Annotated in this window: 9 protein-coding genes and 1 pseudogene; 3 read left to right on the forward strand and 7 right to left on the reverse strand. The window is 55.6% G+C overall.

Annotation, left to right across the window (positions count from 1 at the left end):
• The 3 genes and pseudogenes from COO92_RS19595 to COO92_RS19605 all read right to left on the reverse strand — a co-directional run.
• Nucleotides 1-13614: pseudogene (locus tag COO92_RS19595) on the reverse strand (hypothetical protein); the annotation flags it as partial.
• 240 nt (nucleotides 13615-13854) lie between these two features.
• Entirely contained in the window at nucleotides 13855-15159 is a 1305-nt protein-coding gene (locus tag COO92_RS19600) for an HlyD family type I secretion periplasmic adaptor subunit (protein ID WP_101304663.1), read from the reverse strand.
• A complete protein-coding gene (locus COO92_RS19605; RefSeq protein ID WP_101304664.1) occupies nucleotides 15159-17642 on the reverse strand; it encodes a type I secretion system permease/ATPase in 2484 nt (827 codons plus the stop codon). The genes COO92_RS19600 and COO92_RS19605 overlap by 1 nt, the downstream gene beginning before the upstream one ends.
• Before the next feature lie 479 nt (nucleotides 17643-18121).
• Here COO92_RS19605 and COO92_RS19610 point away from each other — a divergent pair, with 479 nt between their 5' ends.
• The 3 genes from COO92_RS19610 (at nucleotide 18122) to COO92_RS19620 (ending at nucleotide 20191) form a co-directional block, all read left to right on the forward strand.
• A complete protein-coding gene (locus COO92_RS19610; protein WP_101304665.1) occupies nucleotides 18122-19015 on the forward strand; it encodes a M48 family metalloprotease in 894 nt (297 codons plus the stop codon).
• A 6-nt stretch (nucleotides 19016-19021) separates the two neighbouring features.
• On the forward strand, nucleotides 19022-19360 hold the full coding sequence (locus COO92_RS19615) for an HNH endonuclease (protein ID WP_109789106.1): 339 nt from the start codon (nucleotides 19022-19024) through the stop codon (nucleotides 19358-19360).
• A 114-nt stretch (nucleotides 19361-19474) separates the two neighbouring features.
• Entirely contained in the window at nucleotides 19475-20191 is a 717-nt protein-coding gene (locus tag COO92_RS19620) for a MarC family protein (RefSeq protein WP_206186445.1), read from the forward strand.
• A 90-nt stretch (nucleotides 20192-20281) separates the two neighbouring features.
• Here the strand turns inward: COO92_RS19620 and COO92_RS19625 are convergent, their stop codons facing one another.
• From COO92_RS19625 to COO92_RS19640, 4 genes are all read right to left on the reverse strand, one after another.
• Nucleotides 20282-21205, reverse strand: coding sequence for a calcium/sodium antiporter (locus COO92_RS19625; RefSeq protein ID WP_101304666.1), 924 nt, complete (start codon nucleotides 21203-21205; stop codon nucleotides 20282-20284).
• 69 nt (nucleotides 21206-21274) lie between these two features.
• On the reverse strand, nucleotides 21275-22291 hold the full coding sequence (locus COO92_RS19630) for an Ldh family oxidoreductase (protein ID WP_101304667.1): 1017 nt from the start codon (nucleotides 22289-22291) through the stop codon (nucleotides 21275-21277).
• 144 nt (nucleotides 22292-22435) lie between these two features.
• Nucleotides 22436-23593: an HPP family protein gene (locus COO92_RS19635; RefSeq protein WP_101304668.1), complete on the reverse strand. Its 1158-nt coding sequence runs from the start codon at nucleotides 23591-23593 to the stop codon at nucleotides 22436-22438.
• 174 nt (nucleotides 23594-23767) lie between these two features.
• Nucleotides 23768-26152, reverse strand: coding sequence for a hypothetical protein (locus COO92_RS19640; RefSeq protein ID WP_101304728.1), 2385 nt, complete (start codon nucleotides 26150-26152; stop codon nucleotides 23768-23770).
• Between the last annotated feature and the right edge of the window lie 12 nt (nucleotides 26153-26164).

A 26164-nucleotide genomic window follows, 5' to 3' on the forward strand; every position in this document is an offset into this window, starting at 1 on the left:
ACCCGATCCGCCGCCGACGGAATCTTCGCCGTCGCCGCCATCAATCGTATCGTTGCCGTCGCCACCGCCCAGCGTATCATCGCCCGGTGTGCCGACATTCTCGATGCCTTCAAAGTGGCTTGGCGTCAGGTCATCAACCGCCACCCCGGCAAGGGTTACCGTACCACCAGAAGGCAGCGTGATGACCGCGCCATCCGGCCCATCTGACAGAAGCGGCTGCAAATCGGTCCAGGCTGAAATGCCCAGATCGGGCAGGGAAATCACATCGCTGCCAATGTCAAAATCACTGACCAGATCGGCGTCATCGCCGTCTTCGAAGACGAAAGTATCACTGCCGCTGCCGCCCGAAAGCGTATCATTGCCATCGCCTGCGATCAGTCGATCATCGCCTTCACCCCCGGTCAGGATATCGTCACCGGCACCACCATCAATGGTGTCATCACCTGCACCGCCGTCAATGCGGTTGGCATCATCCGACCCGGTCAGAGTATCGTCATCATCAGACCCGATAATGTTTTCGAAATTGGCAACCGTGTCTGAACCGGTATTGGCACCACTTGCCGTGCCTGCGGCCAGATCAACCGTCACGCCACCGGTGGTGTTGCCCAGATCAAGGGTATCGGTGCCATCCCCACCATCAAGGTCGTCATTGCCAGCATCCAGCGTGACCGTGTCATCGCCTGCACCGGCATCAATCGTGTTGTCGCCTGCCGATCCGGTGATATCATCATTGCCATCCGTCGCGATGACATTTTCAAACCCGTCGATGCTGTCGATCCCGGTTGCGTCGCTGCTTGCCGTACCTTCGGCCAGATTGATGGTCGCGCCATCGGCACCAGAAAGATCAAGCGTATCGGCACCATCACCACCGGTCAGGACATCGTCGCCAGCCCCGGCCATGATCGTGTCATTGCCAGCCCCGCCGTCAAGAGTGTCAGCCCCTTCGCCGCCATCAAGGATGTCGTCATCCGCACCACCGTCGATAACATCCGCACCGGCACCGCCATGGATGTTATCGGCACCATCACCGCCCGAAATGACGTCATCGCCGTCATTCGACCAGATCGTGTCATCCCCGGCACCACCATCAATGGTGACCTCGCCATAAGAATGGGTTTCGCTGGTCAGGTCGACAACGTCATTGCCCGCACCCGCATCGATATTTTCGATATCAACAATCGACGGATTGGCAGCTCCACCACCGGCATGATCCCGATCCAGAATGATGGCGTCATCGCCGTCGCCCGCGATCAGCGTGTCATTGCCGTCACCGCCGACAAAGCTGTCATCTGAGAGGTTCTTGCCGGAAATATCGGCAACGTCGCCAGTTCCATCGGTGGTCGGGCTGCCGACATGGTCGGTCGTGTCGCCATCTGCGGCAACACGGTCGCCTTCGAACGACAGAACATCATCCCCGGCACCGCCATCAATAAAGTCGGCCCCGTCGCCACCGGCAAGGGTGTCATTGCCGTCACCGCCCAAAAGGCTGTCATCACCGGCACCGCCCGCAAGGACGTTATCGCCGACCGAACCGGTCAGCGTGTCATCCCCGGAACCACCAGTCGCACCTTCGATCCCGTCAAGGGTATCGGTGCCATCGGTCGCAATGCCTGTGCCGTTTTCAAGATCAACAACAACGCCGTCGGTCTGATCGGAATAATCAACGATATCATCGCCATCACCGCCCACCAGCGTGTCATTGCCAGCACCACCCAAAAGCGTATCGTTGCCTGCACCGCCATCAAGGACATTGTCCATGTCATCACCGGCAATGGTATCGTCATGGTCCGACCCGATCACGGTTTCAAAACCGTCAATCACGTCATTGCCCGCACCGCCAGTCGCGGTACCATCGGCCAGATCAACAGTCACACCTTCGTTAGCATCGGCATAAGACAAAACGTCTTCACCTTCGCCACCGATCAGGGTGTCATCACCGCCATTGCCAATGACGGTGTCATTGCCTTCGCCGCCATCAAGGATGTTGGCGTTTTCATCACCGATCAAGACATCATCGCCACCGCCACCGGTAACGTTTTCAATGCTTTCAAGGGTATCGTTGCCCGCTTCACCGGTCGCAGTACCTGCGCCCAGATCAACTGTAACCCCCTCGGTCGTATCGGAATAATCGGCCGTGTCATTGCCATCGCCGCCGCGCAGGGTATCGTCGCCCGCACCACCGATCAGCGTGTCATTGCCTTCATCGCCGTAAATATCATCGTCGCCCGCCTGACCATCGATGATGTCATCGCTTTCAAGGGCGTGGATTTCGTCACTGATCTGGCTGCCAATGATATTGTCTTCGAACTCGGTGCCAATGATCACTTCATAGCCAAAGAAGTTACCCGGCCCAAGGTCGTCAACCGACACACCTTCAAGTGTGATGCTTTCGCCGTCCGCCAGTGTAATAACCGCATTGCCATTTGCATCATCGGCCATCTGATCGCGCAAGGTGGCGTAATCTTCGATGCCATAGGACGACAGATCGATCGTGTCTTGTGTCACATCAAAGTCGGTCGCGGTGTCATTGCCACCGCCCGGCTTGAGAACGATCACATCTTCGCCGTCGCCCGTGATGATCACATCATCGCCCGCACCACCAAACAGCGTATCGTTGCCCGACCCACCATCAAGGGTATTAACCCCGTCACTGCCAACCAGCGTATCGGCATAATCGGTGCCAATGACACGTTCAAAGTTCCGAACGATGTCATTCCCGCCACCACCCGACGCATACTGGTTTACAAGGTCAACCGTAACACCTGCGTCAACGTTGGAATAGTCAACGGTATCGATGTCATTCTCGCTATCGCCACCATCAAGGATGTCGTCGCCGGTATCGCCGTAAACCCAGTCACTACCAGCACCCGCCTCGACGATGTCATCACCTTCGCCACCAGAAAGTGTATCGTTGCCTTCTTCACCCAGAAGGACATCATTTCCGGCACCACCATCAAGGATGTCATTGCCTGCACCACCGGCGATTTCGTCGTCACCCGTTCCGGCATCAACAATGTCGTCACCCTGGCCTGCATTGATTGCATCATTGCCTGCACCAGACGAGATCGTGTTGTTCCCGGCATTGCCGGTAATTTTGTCATTGAAGTCAGAACCAACGACATTTTCAATGTTGGTAAGGGTGTCCGTGCCCTCACCTGTTGCCGTTCCGGTCGAAAGATTGACGTCAACCGCATCGGTCGCGTTGCTGTAATCAACGGTGTCGGATCCATCACCACCATCCAGCACGTCATCGCCACCACCGCCGACCATGACGTCATCCCCGTCAAGCCCGCTCAGCGTGTTGTTTTCGTCATTCCCAATCAGGGTATCGTCGTGAAGGGTGCCGGTGATGTTTTCGATGCTATCAAGCGTATCGTCACCATCACCACCCGCCACAGTTCCGGTTGCAAGGTCGGCTGTGATACCGGCACTTTCGGTCGAATAGTCTGCGGTATCGTTGCCTTCACCACCCGAAAGGACATCTGATCCGGCATTCCCGCTTAGCGTATCGTCGCCAGCATCGCCCGAAAGGGTATCATTCCCGTCGCCACCCATAAGATGGTCATTGCCGTCGCCACCTGAAACGGTGTCATCACCATCAAGCGCATCAATGACGTCATTGCCCGCACCACCGGCAATATCATCGGCATCACTTGTGCCAAGACGAATAACACCAGTGAAATTATCTTCACCAAGCTGGTCAGCGCTAACACCCTCAAGCGTAATGCTGTCACCACTATCAAATGTAATGGTCAAATTGCCGTCAGCGTCGGAGCCGAACATATGCTCAAGGCTGCCGTAGCCAGCGATCTTAAATGGCGTCAGGTCAATGACGTCAGTGCTGACATCAAAATCAGTGATCGTGTCGTGGCCATCGCCCGGATTAAAGATGACCTGATCGTCACCCGCGCCAAGTGTTAGCGTATCATCGCCTGCACCCGCATCGAACGTATCGTCGCCTGCACCACCGATAAACGTATCGTTCTGCGCGCCCCCCATGAAAGTATCATCGTGGCTGGAGCCCTCGATTTCTTCGATACCTTCGAGGGTATCGGTTCCAGTTGCCGAACCGCTGACGGTATTTTGCGTTGTATCGACCGTAACTGCCGCGTCTGATTCGGCGTAACTTGCGCGGTCAACACCCTCGCCACCAACCAGAATGTCATCACCAGCCCCAGATATAAGGGTATCATTGCCAACGCCGCCATCAATTTGGTCGTCGCCATCGCCACCACGAATGATGTCGTTACCAGCACCACCAAGCAGCACGTCGTCGCCGCCGCGACCATCGATGACGTCGTTGCCCGCGTTACCGGCCAGAGTATTTACGCCGCTGTCGCCACTAATCGTGTCATTTCCGGCCGAACCATCAACATTTTCAAAGTTCGCAATGCTGTCATTGCCATCGCCGCTGACTGTACTGCTTTCAAGGTCTACGCTCACGCCGTTGGCATCAGCAAAGCCAAGCGTATCTTCGCCGTCACCACCATCAAGCGTGTCATTCCCGGCACCACCGGCAACATAATCGTCGCCAGCCCCGGCCAGAATCGTCTCGTTGCCGTTGCCGCCGACGATGGTGTCGTTATGATCGGTCGCGATGATCTGCTCGACGCCACTTATGGTATCGGTACCAATGCCCTCGCCGGTCGCAGTATTGTTCGCAAGATCGATATCAAGACCCGATTGCGCATCGCTGTAATCCAGCGTGTCGGAACCTTCACCACCGACATAAGTGTCATCGCCCAATTCACCGACGAAGCTATCATCGCCAGCACCACCGCTTAGAACATCGTTCCCTGCACCACCGGTAATGAAGTCGTTGCCATCGCCGCCATCAAGACGGTTATCGGCATCATCCCCGGTGATGGTGTCGTCATGCTCCGAACCGGTGACATTTTCAAATCCCGAAACGGTGTCATTACCATCAGCGCCAGTCGCAGTACCGTTCGCAAGATCAATATTCTGAGCACCATTGGCGCTGGAATAATCAAGCGTATCGGTACCGTCGCCGCCCGCAAGGGTGTCATCCCCCTCACCGCCGGAAATCACGTCATCGCCAGCACGCCCATCAAGGGTGTCATCGCCCGCGCCACCGCGAAGTGTATTGGTACCAGACGAACCGGAAATCACGTCATCGGCATCCGACCCGGTAACGTTTTCAATGCTAGTTAGAACATCCGTGCCTGCGGCCTTATCGACACTGCCAATATCAAGGTCGACATCAACACCGGTTTGGCTGTTGCTGTAATCGACGGTATCAGCACCTTCGCCACCATCAATGACATCGTCACCGGCACTAACGTTAAAGGTGTCATCGCCACCGCCACCTAGCATGGTATTATCGGCATCCGACCCGGTAATGTTGTCACCAAGAGTACTGCCGATAACATTTTCAACATTGAGAACCGTGTCGCCGGTCGTATCGTCTGTTTCACCCGTGGCAAGACTGATTTCAACCGCATCGCTCGCATTGGCGTAATCGACAGTATCAATGCCATCGCCACCATCAATCAGATCTGCACCGGCGCCGCCAACAAGGCTGTCATTCCCAGCACCGCCTAACAGCGTATCATTGCCCGCACCGCCCGAAATCAGGTCATCACCGTCTCCGCCATCAAGAACGTTGGCCAATTGGTTCCCGGAAATGCTGTCATCAAAATCACTGCCTGTCAGATTTTCAACGTTCAAAATCTGATCGTTGCCCATCCCCGAAACAGTGCCAAGCGCAAGATCCGCATCAACTGCACCACTCGCGTCGCTGTAATCAACTGTATCGCGACCCGATCCACCCGAAATCACATCATCGCCTTCGGTGGCAATCAGGATATCGTCACCCGCACCGGCGCGAAGTTCGTTGTCGCCAGCATCGCCTTTAAGGGTATCGGAATGGTTTGAACCGATAACATTTTCGATATCGCTGAGGGTATCGTTGCCGGCACCACCGGTTGCCGTCTGTTCAGACAGATCAACATTTACACCGCTGGTCGACGACGAATAACTGGCAGTATCTTCGCCATCGCCACCGATAAGTGTATCGTCACCATCCAGACCAGACAGAACGTCGTCACCAGCACCACCATCCAGAACGTTGTCGCCATTACTGCCGCTCAGGCTGTCATTCCCGGCACCCGCAACCACATTTTCAACATTACGTAACGTATCGTTGCCAGATGTCGCCGACACGTTCCCTGTTTTCAGGTCAACCGTTACGTCGTCTGTTTCATCACTGTAATCGGCGGTATCTATGCCATCACCGCCATCAAGAACGTCGTTCCCGTGCCCGCCGATCAGCGTATCGTCACCGGCACCACCCTGAAGAAGATCACTATCTTCAAGGCCGTAAAGCGTGTCGTTGCCGTCCAGACCAGACAAGGTGTCCTCGCCATTGGTCCCATACAACATGTCGTCACCCGATGTGCCAACGATGTCGCGTACGCCAATGAAGTTGTCTGCCGAGATGTCGTCAATACCGACACCTTTAAGAACCATGCTGGTGTCGTCACCGAAATCGATGACAAGATCACCATTTTCGTTTTCCGACATCATCTCATAGAGCTGGCCATAACTTTCGACCGGCAATTCGGTTACATCAATCTTGTCGGACGACGCACTGAAGTCCGTGACCGTATCATTGCCATCGCCAATCGCGATTTTGTAAACATCAGCACCCGAACCACCGCTCAGGGTATCATCACCGGCACCGCCGCGGATCGTATCACTACCACTTCCGGCATTGATAACATTCACCCCGTCGTCGCCCGTAATGTCGTCAGCACCAGCGGAACCAATGACATTCTCGACAGCGCTCAGGGTATCTGTGCCGCTTTCGCTGGTTGCTGTACCCTCGGCAAGATTGATCGTAACCGGTTCGCTTGCGCTATAATCGACAGTATCTGTGCCATCGCCACCTTCGATGATGTCATTTCCGGCACCACCAAGAAGTGTGTCGTCACCAGCACCGCCGTCTATCGAGTCATCACCCGCACCGCCAGAAATGACATTGCGACCATCATCACCGATCAAGGTATCGTTGTAATCCGACCCGGCAATATCCTCAATATTGGAAAGCGTATCATTGCCAGCTGCACCAGATGCATTTCCCGCAACAAGATCAACGGTTACCCCACCTTCTGCATCGCTGTAATCAGCAAGGTCCGTTCCGCTGCCACCCGCAAGAGTGTCATCGCCTGCACCACCAGAAAGGGTGTCATCACCGGCACCGCCGTCAATCAGATCATTACCCCCACCACCGGCAAGGTCGTCACCACCAGCACCACCCCAAATGGTATTTGACTGATCGTCACCTGAAATGATGTCACGCTGCGCCGACCCGATAACGTCTTCGATATTACTTAGGGTATCGGTTTCGCCACCATTAACCGAACCGGTACCGGCAGCAAGGTCAACTGTAACGCCAGTGGTCGCGCTGTAATCAACCGCATCTTGACCATCTCCACCATCAAGGATATCGCTGCCGTCGCCGCCCGACAGGGTGTCATCGCCAGCACCACCAAAGACAGTATCATCACCGTCGCCTGCCGAAATGGTGTCATTTCCACCAAGACCGTCAATAACTTCGTCAAAGTCGGTACCATTAATGACGTCGTCACCTTCGGTCGCACCAAGCGTTTCAAGGTCGACAAAATTGCCAACTGTCAGTTCTTCCGGCGAAACGCCTTCCAGGGTAAGGATCTGATCGTTGATCGTAATGACAGCATTACCATCATCGTCAATGCCGATCTTGTTCTGAAGGGCTTCCCAATTTGGAATACCAAAGCTGGAAAGATCAATTTTGTCTTCTGACGGATCAAAGTCCGTAACTTTGTCTTCGCCAGAAGTTTGATTAAACACAAAGGTATCCGCGCCAGCGCCACCAGTCAGAACATCTTGACCGGCACCACCGTCAATCGTGTCGTCGCCAGCACCACCAGAAAGGGTGTTTTTGGCAGCTGATCCGCGCAGAACATCGTCGTGATCAGAACCAATGGCATTCTCGATCTCGCCAAGGGTGTCGTTCCCATCTGCACCAGTTGCGGTACCATTTCCAAGATCAACCGAAACACTGCCCGCAGCATCGCTGTAATCGACTGTATCCCAACCAGTGCCACCCAACAGGGTATCGTCGCCTTCACCACCGATCAGCGTATCATTCCCGCCACCGCCTTTAAGCGTGTTGACCTGATCATCACCTGACAGAATGTCGTCGTAGCCCGATCCAGTAACATTTTCAAAATTACTGAGGGTGTCAGTATCTGTACCGTTAGTTCCGGTTCCAGCCTCAAGATCGACAGTAACGCCTTTGGTTTCGCCCTGATAGGAAACGGTATCCTGACCATCGCCCCCATCAAGGGTATCAGCCCCCGTACCGCCGTTAATCACGTCATTATCAGCACCGCCGTCAATAACGTCGTTACCCGACCCACCGCTGATGGCATCTTTTCCATCACCACCGGAAATCGTATCATTGCCAGCACCACCAAAGACGGTATCGTCACCACCCTTGGCGTCGATCACATCACTGCGGTTGGTTCCGGTAAGGTCATCTCCGGCTTCGGTGCCTTCCAGTGACCGGATGCCGACAAAGTTCTTATAGGTCAGGCTATCAGGATCAACACCGTCAAGCGTGATAACCGCATCACCGATGGTGATCGTGGCATTACCGGCTTCGTCTTCGCCGATGAAATCAACGATATCGCCAAACAGCTCAAGATCTTCAATTCCCTGGATATCGATCACATCATTGGCTGGATCGAAATCGGTAATCAGGTCATTTCCGCTATCGGCACTGACAACAAAGGTGTCATCGCCCGCACCACCCGAAAGAGTATCATCACCGCCGCGTCCATCAATCGTGTCATCCCCGGCACCGGCCAAAAGGATGTCATCGCCTGAGCTACCGAGCATGGTATCGTTAAAGGCTGAGCCTTCTACCTGCTCAAACCCGGAAATTTGGTCAACAAAGTCGCTGCCGGTTACAGTACCTGCCTCAAGATCAACTTTGACACCCGGGGTATCGCTGCCAGACGAATAGCTCAATGTGTCCGAGCCATCGCCACCGATCAGTGTATCGTCGCCCGCGCTGCCAAATACCGTGTCGTCACCAGCACCGGTATCAATCAGGTTATCTTGTGAATCGCCACGAACAACGTCATTGCCGTCACCGGTCAGGACGTTTTCCATGCTCGACAGACTATCACTGCCATCGCCGGTTGCCGTACCTTGTGAAAGGTCGACATTCATGTCACCCGATACATCGCGATAGTCAGCAGTATCAACACCATCACCACCGACCAGTGTATCGTCACCAGCACCACCTGACAGCGTATCATCGCCGCCAAGCCCCATCAGGATGTTATTGCCGTCATCACCCGTAATTGTATCGGCATTCGTCGAGCCACGGACATTTTCAAAATTGCTAATGCTGGACGTGCCGCTATCGGTGATCGCCGTGCCGTCTGCCAGGTTTACATTCAAGCCGGTCTGGGAGTTGAAACTGACGGTATCGTTGCCTTCTCCGCCATCAAGCGTATCGCTTCCGCCACCGCCATCAACCAAGTCATCGCCAGCACCAGCATTGAAATTATTATCGTCTCCGGTCCCCAACAACTGATCGTTACCAGCGCCGGTAATAATATTTTCAATGCCTGAGACGTTATCAGTTTCACCTTTGGTGCTGTCTGAAACAACGCCCGTGCCAAGATTGACTTTCAGCCCACCTTCCCGCGCACTCAGATCCAGCGTATCGGTACCTTCGCCACCGATATAGACGTCATTGCCATCTTCCCCGACAAACAGGTCGTCGCCCGCACCGCCGTCAAGCGTATCATTGCCGCCACGCCCGACAATGGTGTCATTGCCATCACCACCGCGCAGCACGTTGGTGCCACTGTCGCCATACAACTCGTCGTCATAGTTCGACCCGATGACGTTTTCGATGCGATCGAGGATGTCATTGCCATCGGCACCGCTTGCCGTTCCGGCCTCAAGGTCAACCGTGACACTGCCATCCGTACCGGAATAATCAACGGTATCAATACCTTCCTGACCGCGCAGGGTATCATTGCCTGCACCGCCGGAAACTGTATCATCGCCATAGCCGCCCGACACAACGTCATCGCCGGCACCACCGCCAAGGGTGTCATTGCCGCCATAACCATAAATCGCGTCATTGCCGTCTGTGCCGCCCCCGGCATCGTCGCCTTCGGTTTCAAAGATGCGGCCAAAACCACGGAACTGGTCCGCAACAAGGCTGTCGCTGGTGACACCTTCAAGGGTCAGAACACCCTGATCACCAAAATCAATAACCGTATTGCCATTGCCGTCGTCACTCATCATTGACTGGAGCGTGGCAAAATCCTGAATGCCAAGCTGCGACAGATCGATGATGTCTTCGGAACCAGTAAAATCAGTAATCGTGTCGTTGCCGAAATTCTCGGTCAGTTCGAAATCATCTTTGCCCGAACCACCGGTCAGGATGTCATCACCCGCCCCGCCAGTCAGGGTGTCAACACCGGCACCGCCGTCGAGCACGTTATCGCTATCGTCGCCGGTAATGTGATCGTCATGATCAGAACCAACGACGTTTTCAACCATCTGCACGATGTCGTTGCCCGCACCGCCGGTCGCGGTATTTTGCGAAAGATCAACAGTTACCGCGCCGGTTGCGTCGCTGTAGCTGGCTGTGTCAACACCATCACCGCCCTGGATGTGGTCATTGCCAGCACCGCCGCGCAGGAAATCATTGCCCGAACCGCCCTGCATGACATCGTCGCCAGCACCACCAACCAGAAGGTCGTCACCCTGACCACCCTGCATGACGTCATCATCGGCACCGCCATACAGGCTGTCATTGCCGTCACCGCCCTGAAGCAAATCCTTGCCGTCTTCACCGCGCAGGACATCATCGCCAAGACCGCCCTGAAGGACGTCATCGCCGCTATTGCCGTCAAGGCTGTCATCACCGCCGCCGCCCTGAAGCGTATCATCTCCGGCACCACCGCCCAGAATGTCGGCATTTTCCGTCCCCTGAACGACGTCTTTGCCAGATGTCGGGGTGTTATCATAAATGTTTGAACCGTCTTCACCGTCGGCAGTATCGGTTACGTCAGTATCGGTATCAGCTTCACCCTCGGCACCTTCACCGGTTTCTGCTTCATCCGTTTCAGACTCATTTTCGGTCCCAGAATCACCTGAACCAGTGTCTTCTGAGCTAGTGTCGTCGTCCCCCGATGCATCCTCACCAGACGCGTCATCGCCTTCACCAGCGTCGCCAGTTTCTGTTTCTTCTGTTTCAGTATCGCCGCCATCAGCGCCGTCTGTTTCGCCAGTTTCTGTTTCACCGGATTCAGCTTCACCAGTTTCAGACTCATCGGATTCCTGACCACCTTGCGCACCAGCTTCAAGACCGGGGGTCGTGTTGTCCTGTTCCGTCTGACCGGCTTCGTCGCCGCTTTCGTCGGTTGTCTCTTCTGGTTCTTCGTCCGAACCGTCGTCAATACCGGTACCAGAAGTATCATCACCGGCACTTTCGTCTCCGGTTTCAGTATCATCTTCGTCGTCGCCGTCCGCGCCGGTTTCCTCTTCGGATATGGTATCAGAGGCATCATCACCTGCGGCCTCGTCCTCAGACTCCCCGCCATCCGTCGTTTCGCCGTCGGTCGCACCGGAATCGCCCGCACTGCCCGACCCGGTATCTGTGTCGTTCTCACCCTCGGAACCAGTGTCAGTGTCAATGTCAGAGTCAGTGTCGCCATCGGCACCATCGCCGGAGTCACTGCCATCCGTTTCGCCAGAATTCAGCGTATCATCGCTACCCGAACCGGATGTTTCGTCTGACCCACTGTCCCCTGTCGTACCTTCACCGGTTGAACCTTCTTCTTCGGACTCAGCGCCAGTCTCATTGGCATCGGTGGTGTCACTACCTGTTGAACCACCGGTATTCTCTGTTTCGTCACCTGATCCGTTTTCCGTACCTGTGTCGGAATCGGTGTCGGGACCGGAATCGCCCCCGTCTTCCGAATCACCGGAATTGGCCTCGCCCGAGGGGGTATCTTCCGCTGTTTCAGAACTGCCTGACTCACCGGTGCTGTCATCTGCACCGGTCTCATCATCCGAATTTTCTGTGGTATCTGTGTCGGTGGCGTTGTCTTCGGCAGCATCATCGCCCGATCCAGATGCATCGCCGTCTGCGCCCTCAGACGTGGTGTCATCGGTCTCATCAGTTTCGCCCGACGTACCGGTGTCACTATCACTGGAATCACGACCACTGGCATCATCGCCACTGGTTTCGCCGCCACCGGATTGCGTTTCCTCGCCATCTGAACTGTCGGTCGAATCATCTTCTTGCGACTCACCTGACGCGCCATCACTGCCATCGGCAGCACCTGTTTCATCACCACCGTCAGTCTCGTTGGTTTCCGTATTGTCCCCGGAGTCCCCAGAAGCACTGTCATTGGTTTCGTCGGCTGTTGCGTCGCCGGATCCGGTTTCATCGCCATCGCCGGAAGCAGCATCATCACCAGACGTATCGTCAGACGAGTTGCCCGACGTCTCTTCGCTGGCGTCATCGTCGGCAATGGTTTCGGCTGCACCGCTGTCCATGTCAACATGGACGCCCTGCTCGGCATCACTGTAATCAAGCGTATTTTCGCCCGATCCACCGTCAATTACATCGCTGCCATCACTGGCGGCAAATGTGTCATCCCCGGCACCACCCGACAGGCTGTTGTCACCATCGTCGCCGCGCAGAACATCATTGCCCGATGTACCACGCAGATTTTCAATGTCGCTAAATTCGACGCGATTCGCCCCTGACACATCTGTCGCGCGGCCTTGCGCGATATCGGCATCCATGCCATCGGCGGCCCCGTCAAGCGACAGGGTATCTTCGCCGTCACCGCCGACAACAGCGTCCGCACCACCGCCAGACGAGATCACATCGTCGCCAGACGTTCCGGCAATCGTGTCATCACCTGCTGTGCCGTCAATGACATTGGCGTCTTCGTCGGCCGCACCTGCGACCCCGCCATCTTCATTGGTCGAACCGCTGGAAACGGAAACATCGGAAATCTGCGGGGCAGCCACCAACGAAACATTGGCAAGATCAGCCTTGCTGACACCTTGCAGAACCAGAATATCACCGGTCGCAAAGGTGATAACGGTATTACCCGCACCATCATCGACAGCAAGTGACATCAAATCATTAGCGTTATTCACACCAAGATCGGTCAGCGCCAGTTCGTCTTCGTCTATGGAGAAATCGGTAATTGTGGTTTTCGCAAAACCACTTTCGAGCACAAAGGTATCACGCCCGGCACCACCGGTAACTTCATCTTCGCCCTCGCCCGGCTCAAGAATGTCGTTACCGTCACCGCCAACCAGCGTGTTGTCTTGTGAATCACCCACCAGAACATCGTCATAGGCCGTGCCGATGACGTTCTGAACATTGGTGAAAACCTGATTTGCAGAAGAAGGGGTGTTGCCCTCGCCCTGTGCGGAAGCCCCGGAATCAGAATTGCCCGCGCTGGAATTGCCTTCCGCGCGGTCATCCAGGACCTGTTCGATATCTGTATCGGTGAGACCGACACCATCATCTTGATTGGCGGGCGAGGCCAAGACACGTACTCCCTACTTGGGAATTATGATTACCAAAACCACCCAGAAACTCAGGCAGCAAATTTATATACAGTAGTATAGATTAGAATAAACTATCCAGCAACCGCATATACGCAGCAGAATCTAATTAAGTTAGGTTTTTTCATATTTCAGAGGAATTTGGAAGATGAATCCATGACCTGTCAGAATCTGTCAGGTTGTATAGTTTGGATATTCCACGCCGCATGGGTTCCGCATGCTTTATTGTTCGCGGAATGCGCGATCAAAGCTGGTGGTGATCGGCGAAAACAGGTACGCAAGAATCGTCCGAGCCCCAGTCACGATCTCCAACTGGGCGGGCATACCGGGTGACAGTATCATGCCTTCATGCTCGGCAAGGCTGTCGGCATCAATTTCAATCATTGCCTGAAAATAAGACCGGCCTTCGGCATCGGTCAGGCGGTCGGGCGACACATCCGTCACCGTCCCCTTGACCGGCGCAAACCAGCGCTGGCTAAAGGCGGTGACACGGATATTCACGCCAAGCCCGGTCGAAACCACATCGATATCATTGGGCGAAACACGAGCCTCAATCACCAAACGGTCATCAAGTGGCACGATTTCAAGCACCTTGGCTCCGGGCGGGACAACACCGCCGACGGTGGTGAACTGCATATTGGTCACCGTGCCGTGGCGCGGCGCCTTGATGTCGGACCGTATCAGGATATCTTCGGCCGACCGAAGACGTTCATTCAGATCGGAAATCTCGCTCTGGATATCGCGAAGCTCGGTATTGATGGTTTGCAAGTTATCGCGCATCAATTGCGACTGGCTGGCTTTGACCTGCTGAATTTGCTGCTCGATTCGCGCAACATCCGCCGAGAACCGCCCGATATTTCCAAGCGTCTCAACCAACCGACTTTCAAGCTGTAACAACCGGGTGCGCCTGGCATAGCCAAGGTCGACCATCGGCTTAACCATGGCGAGCTCTTCCTTGACGATCCCGACCTGTTGCTCGGCGGCGGTTTTTTGCTCACGCGTGGCGACAATTTCGCGGCGCAGCTCCTTGATCCGCTCGTCATAAAGCGCAAGCTCACCGGCAAAGGCGCTGCGGCGGCTGTCAAACAGGGTTCTTTGCGCATCCGTAATCGAAAAATAGCGCGGGTCTTCAAGTGGGGCGGGGAACACCAGACGATCCTGATTGCCACGTTCGGCAATCAATCGGGTCTGTGTTGCCAGCGCATTGAGATAGCGGTTGTTAAGCAAGTCAAAGCTTGCCCGTGCGCGCGTGTCATCCAGGCTGATAAGCACGTCACCGGCCTTCACCCGTGCGCCGTTGCGCACCAGAATGTCGCGAATGATCCCGCCTTCAAGATGCTGAACGCTCTGACGACCGGAAAAGGGTGCCACCACCCCACTTGCCGTTGCCGCCGAATTGACCTGTGCGGTTGCCGCCCACAGCAAAACCGACCCAAACCCAAGGATCAGGATCAAAAGCCCGATCCGCACCAACGGTTTCACATCGGTATCAAGATCACGCGCAGTTGGCAGCTCCACTCCGGCCATCAAGCCCCACCACGTCGACGTTGTGCCGATCCTTCAACCACACGCAATTGCGGCCGTGCGCCGCGCGGACGGGCCGGCGGCGTATCAACGGGCTGCTCAATCGCACGTCGCGGTCGTTCGGCATCGCGCTTGGCGGCTTCACGTTCGGCATCTTCGCGGAATTGACGCATCCGGCTGGCGGCGGCTTCACGCGCGGCCATGACCGCTTGCGCGTCTGCTTTCTTACGTTCGGCCGCGGTCAGTTGGACCTGCTCACGCACGGTGCGTTTGGTGCTCAATGGTTTCTGCTTTGGCGGCTCTGCCGCAGCGGTTTTTGCCGCCGGGCGCTTTGCCACGGTGGGCCTTGATGCCACAGGTGACTTTGGTTTTTCCGAGGCGGTTCTGGATGTCGGCGACGGCGACTTGGACGCCGCGACATCTGCTTGTTTTTCCGCGACCGGACGCATGGTCATCATTGTGCCACCCGGTGTTGGCTGAGGCACCATTTTGGGTTTGGCAATCCCGGCGGCTTGTTTTGCCGCCTCTGCCCGCGCGGATCCACCTGTCGTACCATCCGATCCAAAATCGGCAATTTCGGGCATTTCAACGTCGGGTTTCACCGCCGCAGGATGGGAGGTGGCGGCACTGTTTTTTTCAACAATCGGACGCGGCGCATCTGGATTGGGCACTGCGATTTGTTTTGGCGTAATGCGCATCTGTCCGTCTGCTGGCGCAGGCTGCTTGAATGCCACGGGGGGAACGGCCCCTGAATTGCCTGATATTTCCGGCATTTCCTGCGCAGCGGATGCTGGAATTGGCGTTCGGCCGGGTACAGGCACAACTTTAATCTGCCCATCCGCAAGGGCAAGGATCGCATCCGCACGGCTTAGAATTTCGCGCTCATGACTGACGATAAAGGTGGTAATGCCATTGCGGCGCAAAACATCCATCAGATCGCCAATATGGGCCACCCCATTGTCATCAAGGGCCGTCGTCGGCTCGTCAAGCAACAGCATGCGCGGCCGGGCAAACAGGGCCGCGGCAAGGGCAATCAATTGTCGCTGCCCACCCGAAAGGTTCCGTCCACCCCGATCCACGCGCGTTTCATATCCGTCCTGAAGGTCGAGGATGAACTGATGCGCCCCGGCAAGCTCGGCGGCCTGAATGATATCGCGCATGTCCGCCTTGCCCAGCCGGGCAATGTTTTCGGCAATCGTACCGGGAAACAGAAACGGGTTCTGCGACAGATAGCCAATCTGCGTGCCGATATCGCCACGCTCAATGCGCGATGCTTCGACCTCGTCAAGCTTGACCGATCCCGATCCGGGCAACCAGATGCCCATGATCAGTTTTAAGAGTGCGGTTTTGCCCACCCCGTTAAACCCGGCAATCGAAATGATCTGGCCCGGTCCTGCCTTGAACGAAAATCCCTTAAACAGGACATTGCGGCTGTTGGGCGGCGCAAAAACAAGCCGGTCCACCGTCACGGCCATGCCACGACCGCGTGGCAAAGGGGCCGGAATGGTCGGCTTTTTATCAAGCAAAATCTTATTAAGGCGATCAAACGAACTGCGCGCTGAATTCCAGCTGCGCCACGCCGAAACCGCCCCGTCAAATGGGGCAAGCCCGCGCATTCCAAGGATCATGGAGGCCACCATAATCCCGATTGTGATGCTTTCGGACAAAACCAGATAAGCCCCAACCCCGATAAAGCACACCTGCATCGCGAGGCGAACGAAATGCGACAATGTGGTCGATGTGCCAACCCGGCGGCTTGACTGTCCTTCCCAATAAAGCGAGTCGGATTGATCCGCCTGCCACCGCTGGCGCGCCGATGGCGTCATGCCCATCGCTTCCATCGCCTCGGCATTGCGCACATAGGTTTCTTCCTGCGCGATGCCACGGTTCTGGCTTTCTTCGGATCGGTCGACGGAAATTTTGGATGCGGCTTCGTTGACAATCGCAATCACGATCAACAACACCGCCCCGCCGCAGGCCACAAGCCCAAGCCGAGTATCGAAAACAAACACCACCCCGATATAGACCGGGGCCCACAGGAAATCGATCAGGGCAAAGGGACCACTCCCGGTCAGGAATCCCCGCAACCCATACAAATCGCGCAGCGGGCGCTGGCGCATGGGTGTTCCGCGCGCGGATTGCTTTACGACATGGGCAAACAGCTCCCCACCCAGACGCAGATCAAGGGCCGTACCAACCCGGATCAAAACCCGTGATCGCAATTGTTCCATAGAGGCAATGAACACAAGGACAAGCCCGATACCAACGGTCAGAAGGGCCAGCGTATCGACACTGCGGCTTGAAAGCACACGGTCAAACACCTGCATGGAATAGATCGGAATAACCATGTTGAGCAGGTTGATCACCATGCTAAATCCGCCCACGAGCGCAATCGACCGCCAGAACATGCGTTCCAGCGGGGTCCGATCCCCTTCGCGTCCCGCATCCGTTTTGCGGTTTGGCCGGATTTTATCCAACAGGCCCATGATGTCCTTCCGGTTCACTTACCACTGTCATCAGTCGTAGCACGCATAGCAATGGTCCCACGCAGGAGTGCTGCGACGGGTACCCTATCCAATTGCATACTCCCACTATTCTAGGTGAATATATAAGGATGCGTTAACAAATAGGCGCAAAACCCTTCATTTCATTAGGTTATGCGTCAATAAAATTGCTCTGATCCGTCTGATACCCGTCCCCAAAGACCGATCAGGCGGTCCATCATGTCTCGAGTCTCAAATTCCGGCTTCGGAGTCTCATCGCCTTGGCGCGACCAATCGACGTTGCATTTTCAAAGTACACCCGATCACTTTATCCATCGCCTTCCTTGCCCCTAAGCCCCCAACACCACACCTTATTTATATGGCACTTCAACACGCAACCGCGACACTTTGCATCAGTCAGGCCCTCTCAAAGCGCCCCGCTCCTTGATCACAATAAACCATCGCAAACAGTGAAAGTCCCCATGCCAGAGGAAAACTCACCACTTCCTGTTTTTATACAGCGCTTTCTGGCCATCCATCCGGGTGGCGCATCCCACGCGGGGGCGCTTCTGGTCTGCATGATCGGTGTTCTGGCAGGATGCGCGTGGATGCTTGGCGGCTTTACCATGATTGTCTCAGCCGCACTTGCGGTTGCGATGATGCTGCTTTTCTCACCCATGGTGTCACCCGAATTTGTCATGAAGCTCCTGCGCGCCAAACCGCTTGATCCGCACTTCTACGAAGCGACCCATGAAATGGTTGGGCTTCTGTGTGATCGCGCCGGGCTTGCCGAACGGCCCAAGCTGTTTGTCCTGCCGGGCAAAGGTGTCAATGCCATCACCACCGGTACGGAAAAGGGCACCAGCATTGCCATTTCAAACGACGCCCTGCATGGCCTGTCACCGCGTCAGATGCGCGCCATGCTGGCCCATGAAATCGCCCATGCATGGCACGGCGATACGCGCATTTTATTGATCACCGATGTGATCTATCGCGCGACATGGACAGTTGCGATTTTTGGTTTGGCACTGGCGTTGTTTGGCAACTTCAATCCACCGGGCTGGATGATTATTCTGTTTGGCATCGTCCCGACCATCAGTTTCCTGTTGCAACGTGCGGTCATCCGCAATCGGGAATTTGCCGCCGATCACGGTGCCAGTGACCTTCTCAATGGCCCCGAAGACATGATTGATGCTCTGCTCCATATTGATCAGATCAACAAAAAACGCCTGGGCCTTATCCCCTATCGCAGCACCCAGCCGCCCCACATACTCGATACCCACCCCAGCATCCGCGCCCGGGTGAATGGATTGCGCGCCCTAAAGCCCGGCACATGGCAAAAATTCTTTGAAAGCCGGCGCATGCCCGGCTCATAATCATCCATGTCGTTTCAACCCGACCCCAAAAACAGTGCCGATCTTGGCCCCTGCCCGATCTGTGGCCGCCCGATGCATGCCGGACCAACGATTGACCGCCATCACTGGACACCCAAATCACAGGGCGGAACAGAAACCCAATGGCTGCACCGGGTCTGCCACCGCATGATCCACCGGCTGTTTGACGAGGCCACCCTTGCCCGTGACTTTGATCAACCCGAAAAGCTGACACGCCACCCCGACATGATCAAATTCATCAAATGGGTGCGCAAAAAACCCGCCGACTATATCGACTGGCCTGAAAACAGCGGGCGATATGGCCGCAAATGGTCAAACCGGCGCTAAAGGCCATTTTTATCGGGACTGTTGCCCCATCCCGGATATGTTTATCATTTACGCAAACGGGTCAGATCATTACTAGGATCGAAACACCTGCATGTGACCAACCGGGGAAAACCAATGCCAAGTGCCGATATGCTCAATGACCTGATACCGGTCTTTGTTACCCTGTTCGTCATCATTGACCCGTTGGGACTGGTGCCGGTTTTCATCGTTTTGACACAGGGTACAAGTGCTGCCCACCGCCGCCGCATGGCGATCCGCGCCTGTCTCACCAGCTTTTTCATTCTCGCCGCCTTCGCACTGATTGGCGAAGGATTACTCGGCATCTTTGGCATCCATATGCCAGCCTTTCGCATCGCAGGCGGCACGCTTCTTTTCCTGATCGCGCTTGAAATGCTGTTTGAAAAACGCAGCCAAAAACGCAACGAGCGCGCCGAACAGGTTCATCAGGAACTTGAAGACGACCACGACGGTGACAAGACAAAACCCAAAGCCGCCACAAAATCAAAAACAGATCAAACCATCCCCGACGACGAAGCCGACGATGTGTCGATCTTCCCGATGTCGATCCCGTTCCTGTCTGGTCCGGGCTCCATCGCATCGGTGATGCTGTTGATGGGTAAATTCGAAGACAACGTCGCCATGCAGGCCAGCGTCATTGGCGTTGTCGCCGTGGTAATGCTGATTGCCTTCGTCTTCTTCATGCTGTCAAACGTGGTCGCCAAACGCCTCAGCCCGACAGTTGCCACAGTGGTTTCCCGCCTGCTTGGCATGATCTTGGCCGCCCTTGCGGTACAATTCATCATCGACGGGATCAAGCAGGCGTTTTTCTGATTAATTGGCACCAACAGAAAAGCCAACTCAGTCAAACCGGGGCCAAGCTTCAATCACCACGACAAGTCTTTTTGCGTCCAGCACTGGCGGTTATTGCGCCATCCAGACATACCCGCCATAGGCCGCCAGCATCACTACACCAACACCCCGGCCAATAACCGCGCGGCGCAACAGCAAGGTCAGGATCAGCGACACGGAAATCAGGATCGGCAAATCAAATGTCAGGAATCGGCTGGCAACCGGGATTGGTGCAACCACCGCCGTCAGGCCGAGAATACCCAATATGTTGAAAATGTTCGACCCGACGATATTACCAATCGCGATCTCCGACTGCTTGCGCAGGGCTGCAATCAGTGATGTTGCCAGTTCGGGCAAGGAGGTCCCGACCGCGACAATCGTCAACCCGATGAAGGCTTCGGACATGCCAAAAGTCCGCGCAATCGTGACGGCCCCATCCACTAGGAAACGCGCCCCGAACATCAGCAGGATCAACCCGCCCAAAACCCAGGCAAGAGAAACCCACACATTCGGCGCAGCTCCCGGAAGGTCGGCATTTCCCTGCCCGGCCGGAACATTACGCGACTGGCGATAGGCCACAACTAGATACGTGATCAGCGCAGCAAACAACACGACGCCGGTACTCCGCCCCAATTGTCCCAGCGCAAACACCGGCACCAGAATGATGGCCGCGGCCATCATCACCGCCGTATCGCGTTTCAGGGTCCCGCCGGAAACCGCGATGGGCCAGACCAGTGCAGATACACCGACAATCAGCAGGACATTTGCGATGTTCGATCCGATAACATTGCCCAGTGCAATATCGGGAACGCCACGTAACGCCGCATTAACTGACACCAGAAGCTCCGGCGTTGACGTGCCGAACCCGACAACCGTCAACCCGATCAGAAGCGATGACATCGATAAGCGCTGTGCAACGCCAACACTGCCGCGTACCAGTGCCTCACCGCCAAAAAACAACCCTGCCAACCCGCCAAGCAACATTAGATATTCCACAGTCAATGCTCCTGCTTTGATCAAGCGCGGGATATGTACGCCCCCACTAATGTTTACAAGCGATACCGTTCACACCCCCGCCAATGCGGTCAGTTCATCATGCAGCACCTTGGGAATCGTGACACCATTTTGGGCACTACGTTCACGCGCCTCAAACCGGCGCTGTGATGGCAGGCGGGCACCCTGTTCAATGATCCGCTCAAACAGTTCTTCCGCATGATCAAGATGCTTTTGCGCATCCGCGCCCAGAAAGGTTTCCGGGGAAAAGGCGATGATGATTTCGCCGTGATGCGGATTGCCCGGCGCATCCTCGGTTGCCGCATGGGTTTCATGGCCCAGCACATCACCGATCAACGGCCCGGCCAGAAGGCCGATCATGGTCGACAATGCCGATCCCTTATGCCCGCCAAAGGTCAGCATTGCACCGGCAAGGGCCTCTGCCGGATCGGTGGTCGGCGCACCTGCCTGATCAACCGCCCATCCTTCGGGGATGGTTTTGCCCGCCCGTCGGTGCAGTTCAATGTCACCACGCGCAATCACGCTGGTCGCAAAATCAAACGTATAGGGCGTTGTGCCCGGCCGTGGCCAAGAAAAGGCAATCGGATTGGTCCCCAAAAGCGGTTTGGACCCGCCGGCTGGTGCGACGAAGGCATGGGTTGGTGTCATGGCAACGCCAACCAACCCGTGTGCTGAAATCTGCTCGACCTCTGGCCAGAGTGCCGAGAAATGGAAACTGTTATTGATCGCCAGCACTGAAACACCACAATGGCGCGATTTTTCAATCAAATAAGGCAAGCCCTTCTCGAACGAAAGAAGCGAGCATCCCTTATGGGCATTGACCCGGGTGATCGCAGGCGCCTGATCCATGATTTCCGGCGCGGCATGGGTATCAAGTCCACCATTGCGCGCGGCCTGCACACAGCCGATCAACCGATACAACCCATGCGAATGGCATTCGTCGGTTTGTGCTGCCACAACACTGCGCATGATTGCGCTTGCGTGATCATGGCTAAAACCGTTTCCTTCAAGCACAGCAAGACTAAGTCTTTCTGCCTGTTCGACTGTTAAAGTGACCGCATCGCTCATGGGGCATTCCATTTCATAGAACCAGGGTGAAGTAACTTGTATTTACAAGTATGTAACACCCGAAAGGCACTGCACCAAGGCACAAGGGCGGAAGCCGATGATGCACCGCTCATATCCTGCGCATCGGGCAAAACGCTTTTGACTTTACGGTTGCATTGGGGAATTCAGCCCTGCATGTGCCAAGGCCGCAATCAGGTCGGTTCGGGTGACGATGCCGATGATTTTGCCATCCTCGATCACCGGCACAGCATCACATGCCCCATCCGCCATCAACGGCAAAAGGGCCGCGATGGGTGTACTTGCTGTTGCGCGCGGTTCGGTCACCGACATGATCTCGATTGCGCGCACCGGGGCCGTGCGCCCCAGATCAATGAGCCGCGCCATCGCTGGCAACAAACCACGGCCCAGACGCAGCGCGTCTTCTCTGGCCCGGCGGATCAGATGTATTTGGAAAATCACACCGATATAGCGGCCATCCTTTTCGATAACCGGCAATGACTTGAAACCGTGACGCCGGAAAAGATCGGCAACTTCGCCAAGCGGCGTGTCGGCATCCACCGTCACCAAGTCCCGTGACATGATCTGCTTGGCGGTAATCGGCCCGGTGCGATGTGCCGCCACCTGAAATTCCGCCGCACTGATCAAACGTGCCAGATCTTCAACACCAAGGTTCAGCGACTGACGGTATTGCTGCAGGATGGCATTGAGCTCTCCCTCATCCAGTCCAAGGCGCTCAATTGGCGGGCGGTCTGCGGTATCATGGGTACTCTTGTCGTCAAAATGCCGCAACGGATATGTCCGCCCCGTCGCGCGGGAATAAAACACCGCAATCAGAACAAGGATACTTGTCACCACACCAACCGGTGTGACGGCAAAGCGAAAGCCGAGATCAGCGACAAGATCGGGGCTGAGCGCCGCCACCATGGCAACCGCCCCACCCGGTGGGTGAACCGCGCGCAAAAGGATCATCGCCGCAATCGCGACACCAACCGCCAAAGCCACACATAAAACCGGGTCACTCACCACGTGACAAACGGCAATACCGGCCAGTGCCGACACACTGTTGCCGACAATCGCCGACCACGGTTGGGCAAGCGGGCTGTTGGGTACCGCAAATAACAACACCGACGACGCGCCAAACGGCGCAATCAGATAAAGACCAGCCCCCTGCAAATCAAAGAACGACAGCAAAAAGCCCGCAACACCCAAGCCAATTAACGCACCCATTCCGGCGCGCAAGGCTTCCTTTGGCGTGCTAATGGGCATCGCCGGATAAAGTCCGCGAAGACGTGTAAAATTCATAGGAACGTTTCACCACCCCGGCCAAGATTGAACATGGGGCTTTTGTTTATTTTTGTAAAATGCGGATTTTTCTCGTACTTAGTTTCCAATCCATGGTCAACAATTCCCCGCCGAAACCCAACAAAAAAGGGAGGGCACATTGCCCTCCCCTTACAGCGTGATGTCTGAACGGCCTTAGTCCCAACGCTTGGCTGCGCGCAGGATGGCATCCGTGCCGATCTGGTAATGCTCATAAAGCGCGATGCTATCGCCGCACTGGCCAAAGTTGTTCACACCAAGCGGGGCAACCGCATGTCCACGCACCGAGCCCAGCCACGCTAACGCCGCCGGATGACCATCAATTACGGTTACAAGGCGCGCATCGGATGCCAGCGGTTTAAGCAGGTTTTCCACATGCGACATCTGAGCATCCATCTTGCCCTCAAGACGGGCTCGCTCAAGATCCTGCCATTCGTTGTACAGACGGTCGGTCGAGGTCACGGCCAAAAGCCCCAAGCCCGGATGATCTTCCGACAGCTTTTCCCATGCGGCAATCGCTTCGGGGGCCATCGCCCCGCAATAGGCAATCACCATCTTGCAGTCATCGCCCGGTTCACGCAGCCAATAACCACCCGAAACAATATCGGATTTATCCGCATCCGAAAGGTCACGCTCAGGCTGGCTCAATGGCTTGGTCGACAAACGCATGTAAATCGACCCGCCGTCCTCGGCCTGCATATGATCAAACGACCAGCCCATGATTGCGGCAACTTCATCGCCAAAGCTTGGCTCAAAGCTGGTCAGGCCGGGCTGCCCCATGCCGATCATCGGTGTGCTGATCGACTGATGCGCACCACCTTCCGGTGCTAGCGAAATGCCGCTTGGTGTGGCGACAACCATAAACCGCGCGTCCTGATAACAGGCGTAATTCAGCGCATCCAACCCGCGCGCAATGAACGGATCATACAGCGTCCCAATCGGGAACAACCGCTGCCCAAACAGGCTGTGCGACAGGCCAAGTGCGGCTAAATTCAAAAACAGATTGTTTTCGGCAATACCCAGTTCGACATGCTGCCCGCTTGGCGAACGTATCCATTTCTGGGCCGAGGGGACCTTGCGTTCGCGAAACTCATCGGCAAGGTCTTCGCGGCCAAATAACCCGCGCTGGTTCACAAACCCGCCAAGGTTGGTCGATACCGTCACATCGGGCGATGTGGTGACAATGCGATCAGACAGATCGCTGTTTTTCATCTTGGCCAGTTCATTGAGGATTTTACCAAACACTTCCTGCGTGCTTGATGTATCTGTCCGCGCATAGGGCATGTCGGGAATGGTAATCACATCCGCCTTTTTGTGGCGGGGTGCGCTGTCATTGAACGGGGCGCTTTTGATATAACTCCGGATTTTGTCCTCTGACACATCCAATCCGGCGGCAAAATCCCACTCTTTTCCGTCCTCAACGCGGTTTTGTTCCTTAAACGCGTCCATCTGCGGCACATTCATCAGACCCGCATGATTGTCCTTATGCCCCTGAAGCGGGGTGCCATATCCCTTAACGGTATAGGCGATAAAGATGGTTGGTTTGTCATTGGGAACAGCATCAAAGGCGCTCAGCACTGCCTCCATGCAATGCCCGCCCAGATTGGTCATCAGATCATGCAACGCATCATCTTCATACTCGCCCAACAGGCTGACCAACGCATTATCACCGGGCATATCGGATGTGATTTGCGCACGCCATGCCGCCCCGCCCTGAAACGTCAGGGCTGAATAGATGTCGTTGGGCACGTCATTCAGCCATTTCTTAAGCGATTTACCCCCCGGCTTGGCAAAGGCTTCATGCAGTTTCCGGCCATATTTGATCGTGATCACGTTCCAGCCAACCGCACGGAAAAACCGGCCAATGACCCGGAACAGATGGGCATCGATCATGCCATCAAGGCTTTGGCGGTTATAATCAATCACCCACCAGACATTGCGAATGTCATGCTTCCACGTATCAAGCAGTGCTTCGTAAATATTGCCTTCATCAAGTTCGGCATCGCCAACAAGCGCGACCATACGCCCCGGAACCTCGCCCTTGGGCAGCATATCCTTGTAACGCAGGTAATCCTGCGTTAGCGCGGCGAAGTTTGTTACCGCCGCGCCAAGGCCAACCGACCCGGTTGAAAAATCAACCTGATCGCCATCCTTGGTCCGCGATGGATAAGATTGCGCCCCGCCAAATGAGCGGAATTTTTCCAGCTTTTCCTTGGTTTGACGGCCAAACAGGTAATTGATCGCATGGAAAACCGGGCTGGCATGCGGCTTGACCGCCACCCGGTCCTGCGGACGCAGAACATTGAAATAAAGGGCTGTCATCAAGGTTGTCATCGACGCACAGCTGGCCTGATGCCCACCAACCTTGATGCCATCGCGTTTAGGCCGCAGATGGTTGGCATTATGGATGGTCCAGCTTGATAGCCACCGCACCTTTTTCTCGATTTGACCGAGCATCTCAAGATCTTCGGCCTTTACCTGACCGGTTGAGCTTGCTTCGATAATTTCACCGATTTCCGAGGCGGCATCTTGTGCAGACATCTTACGTAACAC

The organism is Thalassospira lohafexi (genome assembly GCF_002844275.1).
GTDB lineage: Bacteria > Pseudomonadota > Alphaproteobacteria > Rhodospirillales > Thalassospiraceae > Thalassospira > Thalassospira lohafexi.

Bases quoted from the DNA above. Each gene is read 5' to 3' on its own strand.
- COO92_RS19640 (WP_101304728.1), bottom strand. From the start codon at position 26,152: ATGTCTGCACAAGATGCCGCCTCGGAAATCGGTGAAATTATCGAAGCA.
- COO92_RS19610 (WP_101304665.1), top strand. From the start codon at position 18,122: ATGCCAGAGGAAAACTCACCACTTCCTGTTTTTATACAGCGCTTTCTG.
- COO92_RS19630 (WP_101304667.1), bottom strand. From the start codon at position 22,291: ATGAGCGATGCGGTCACTTTAACAGTCGAACAGGCAGAAAGACTTAGT.
- COO92_RS19620 (WP_206186445.1), top strand. From the start codon at position 19,475: ATGCCAAGTGCCGATATGCTCAATGACCTGATACCGGTCTTTGTTACC.
- COO92_RS19635 (WP_101304668.1), bottom strand. From the start codon at position 23,593: ATGAATTTTACACGTCTTCGCGGACTTTATCCGGCGATGCCCATTAGC.
- COO92_RS19605 (WP_101304664.1), bottom strand. From the start codon at position 17,642: ATGGGCCTGTTGGATAAAATCCGGCCAAACCGCAAAACGGATGCGGGA.
- COO92_RS19600 (WP_101304663.1), bottom strand. From the start codon at position 15,159: ATGGCCGGAGTGGAGCTGCCAACTGCGCGTGATCTTGATACCGATGTG.
- COO92_RS19615 (WP_109789106.1), top strand. From the start codon at position 19,022: ATGTCGTTTCAACCCGACCCCAAAAACAGTGCCGATCTTGGCCCCTGC.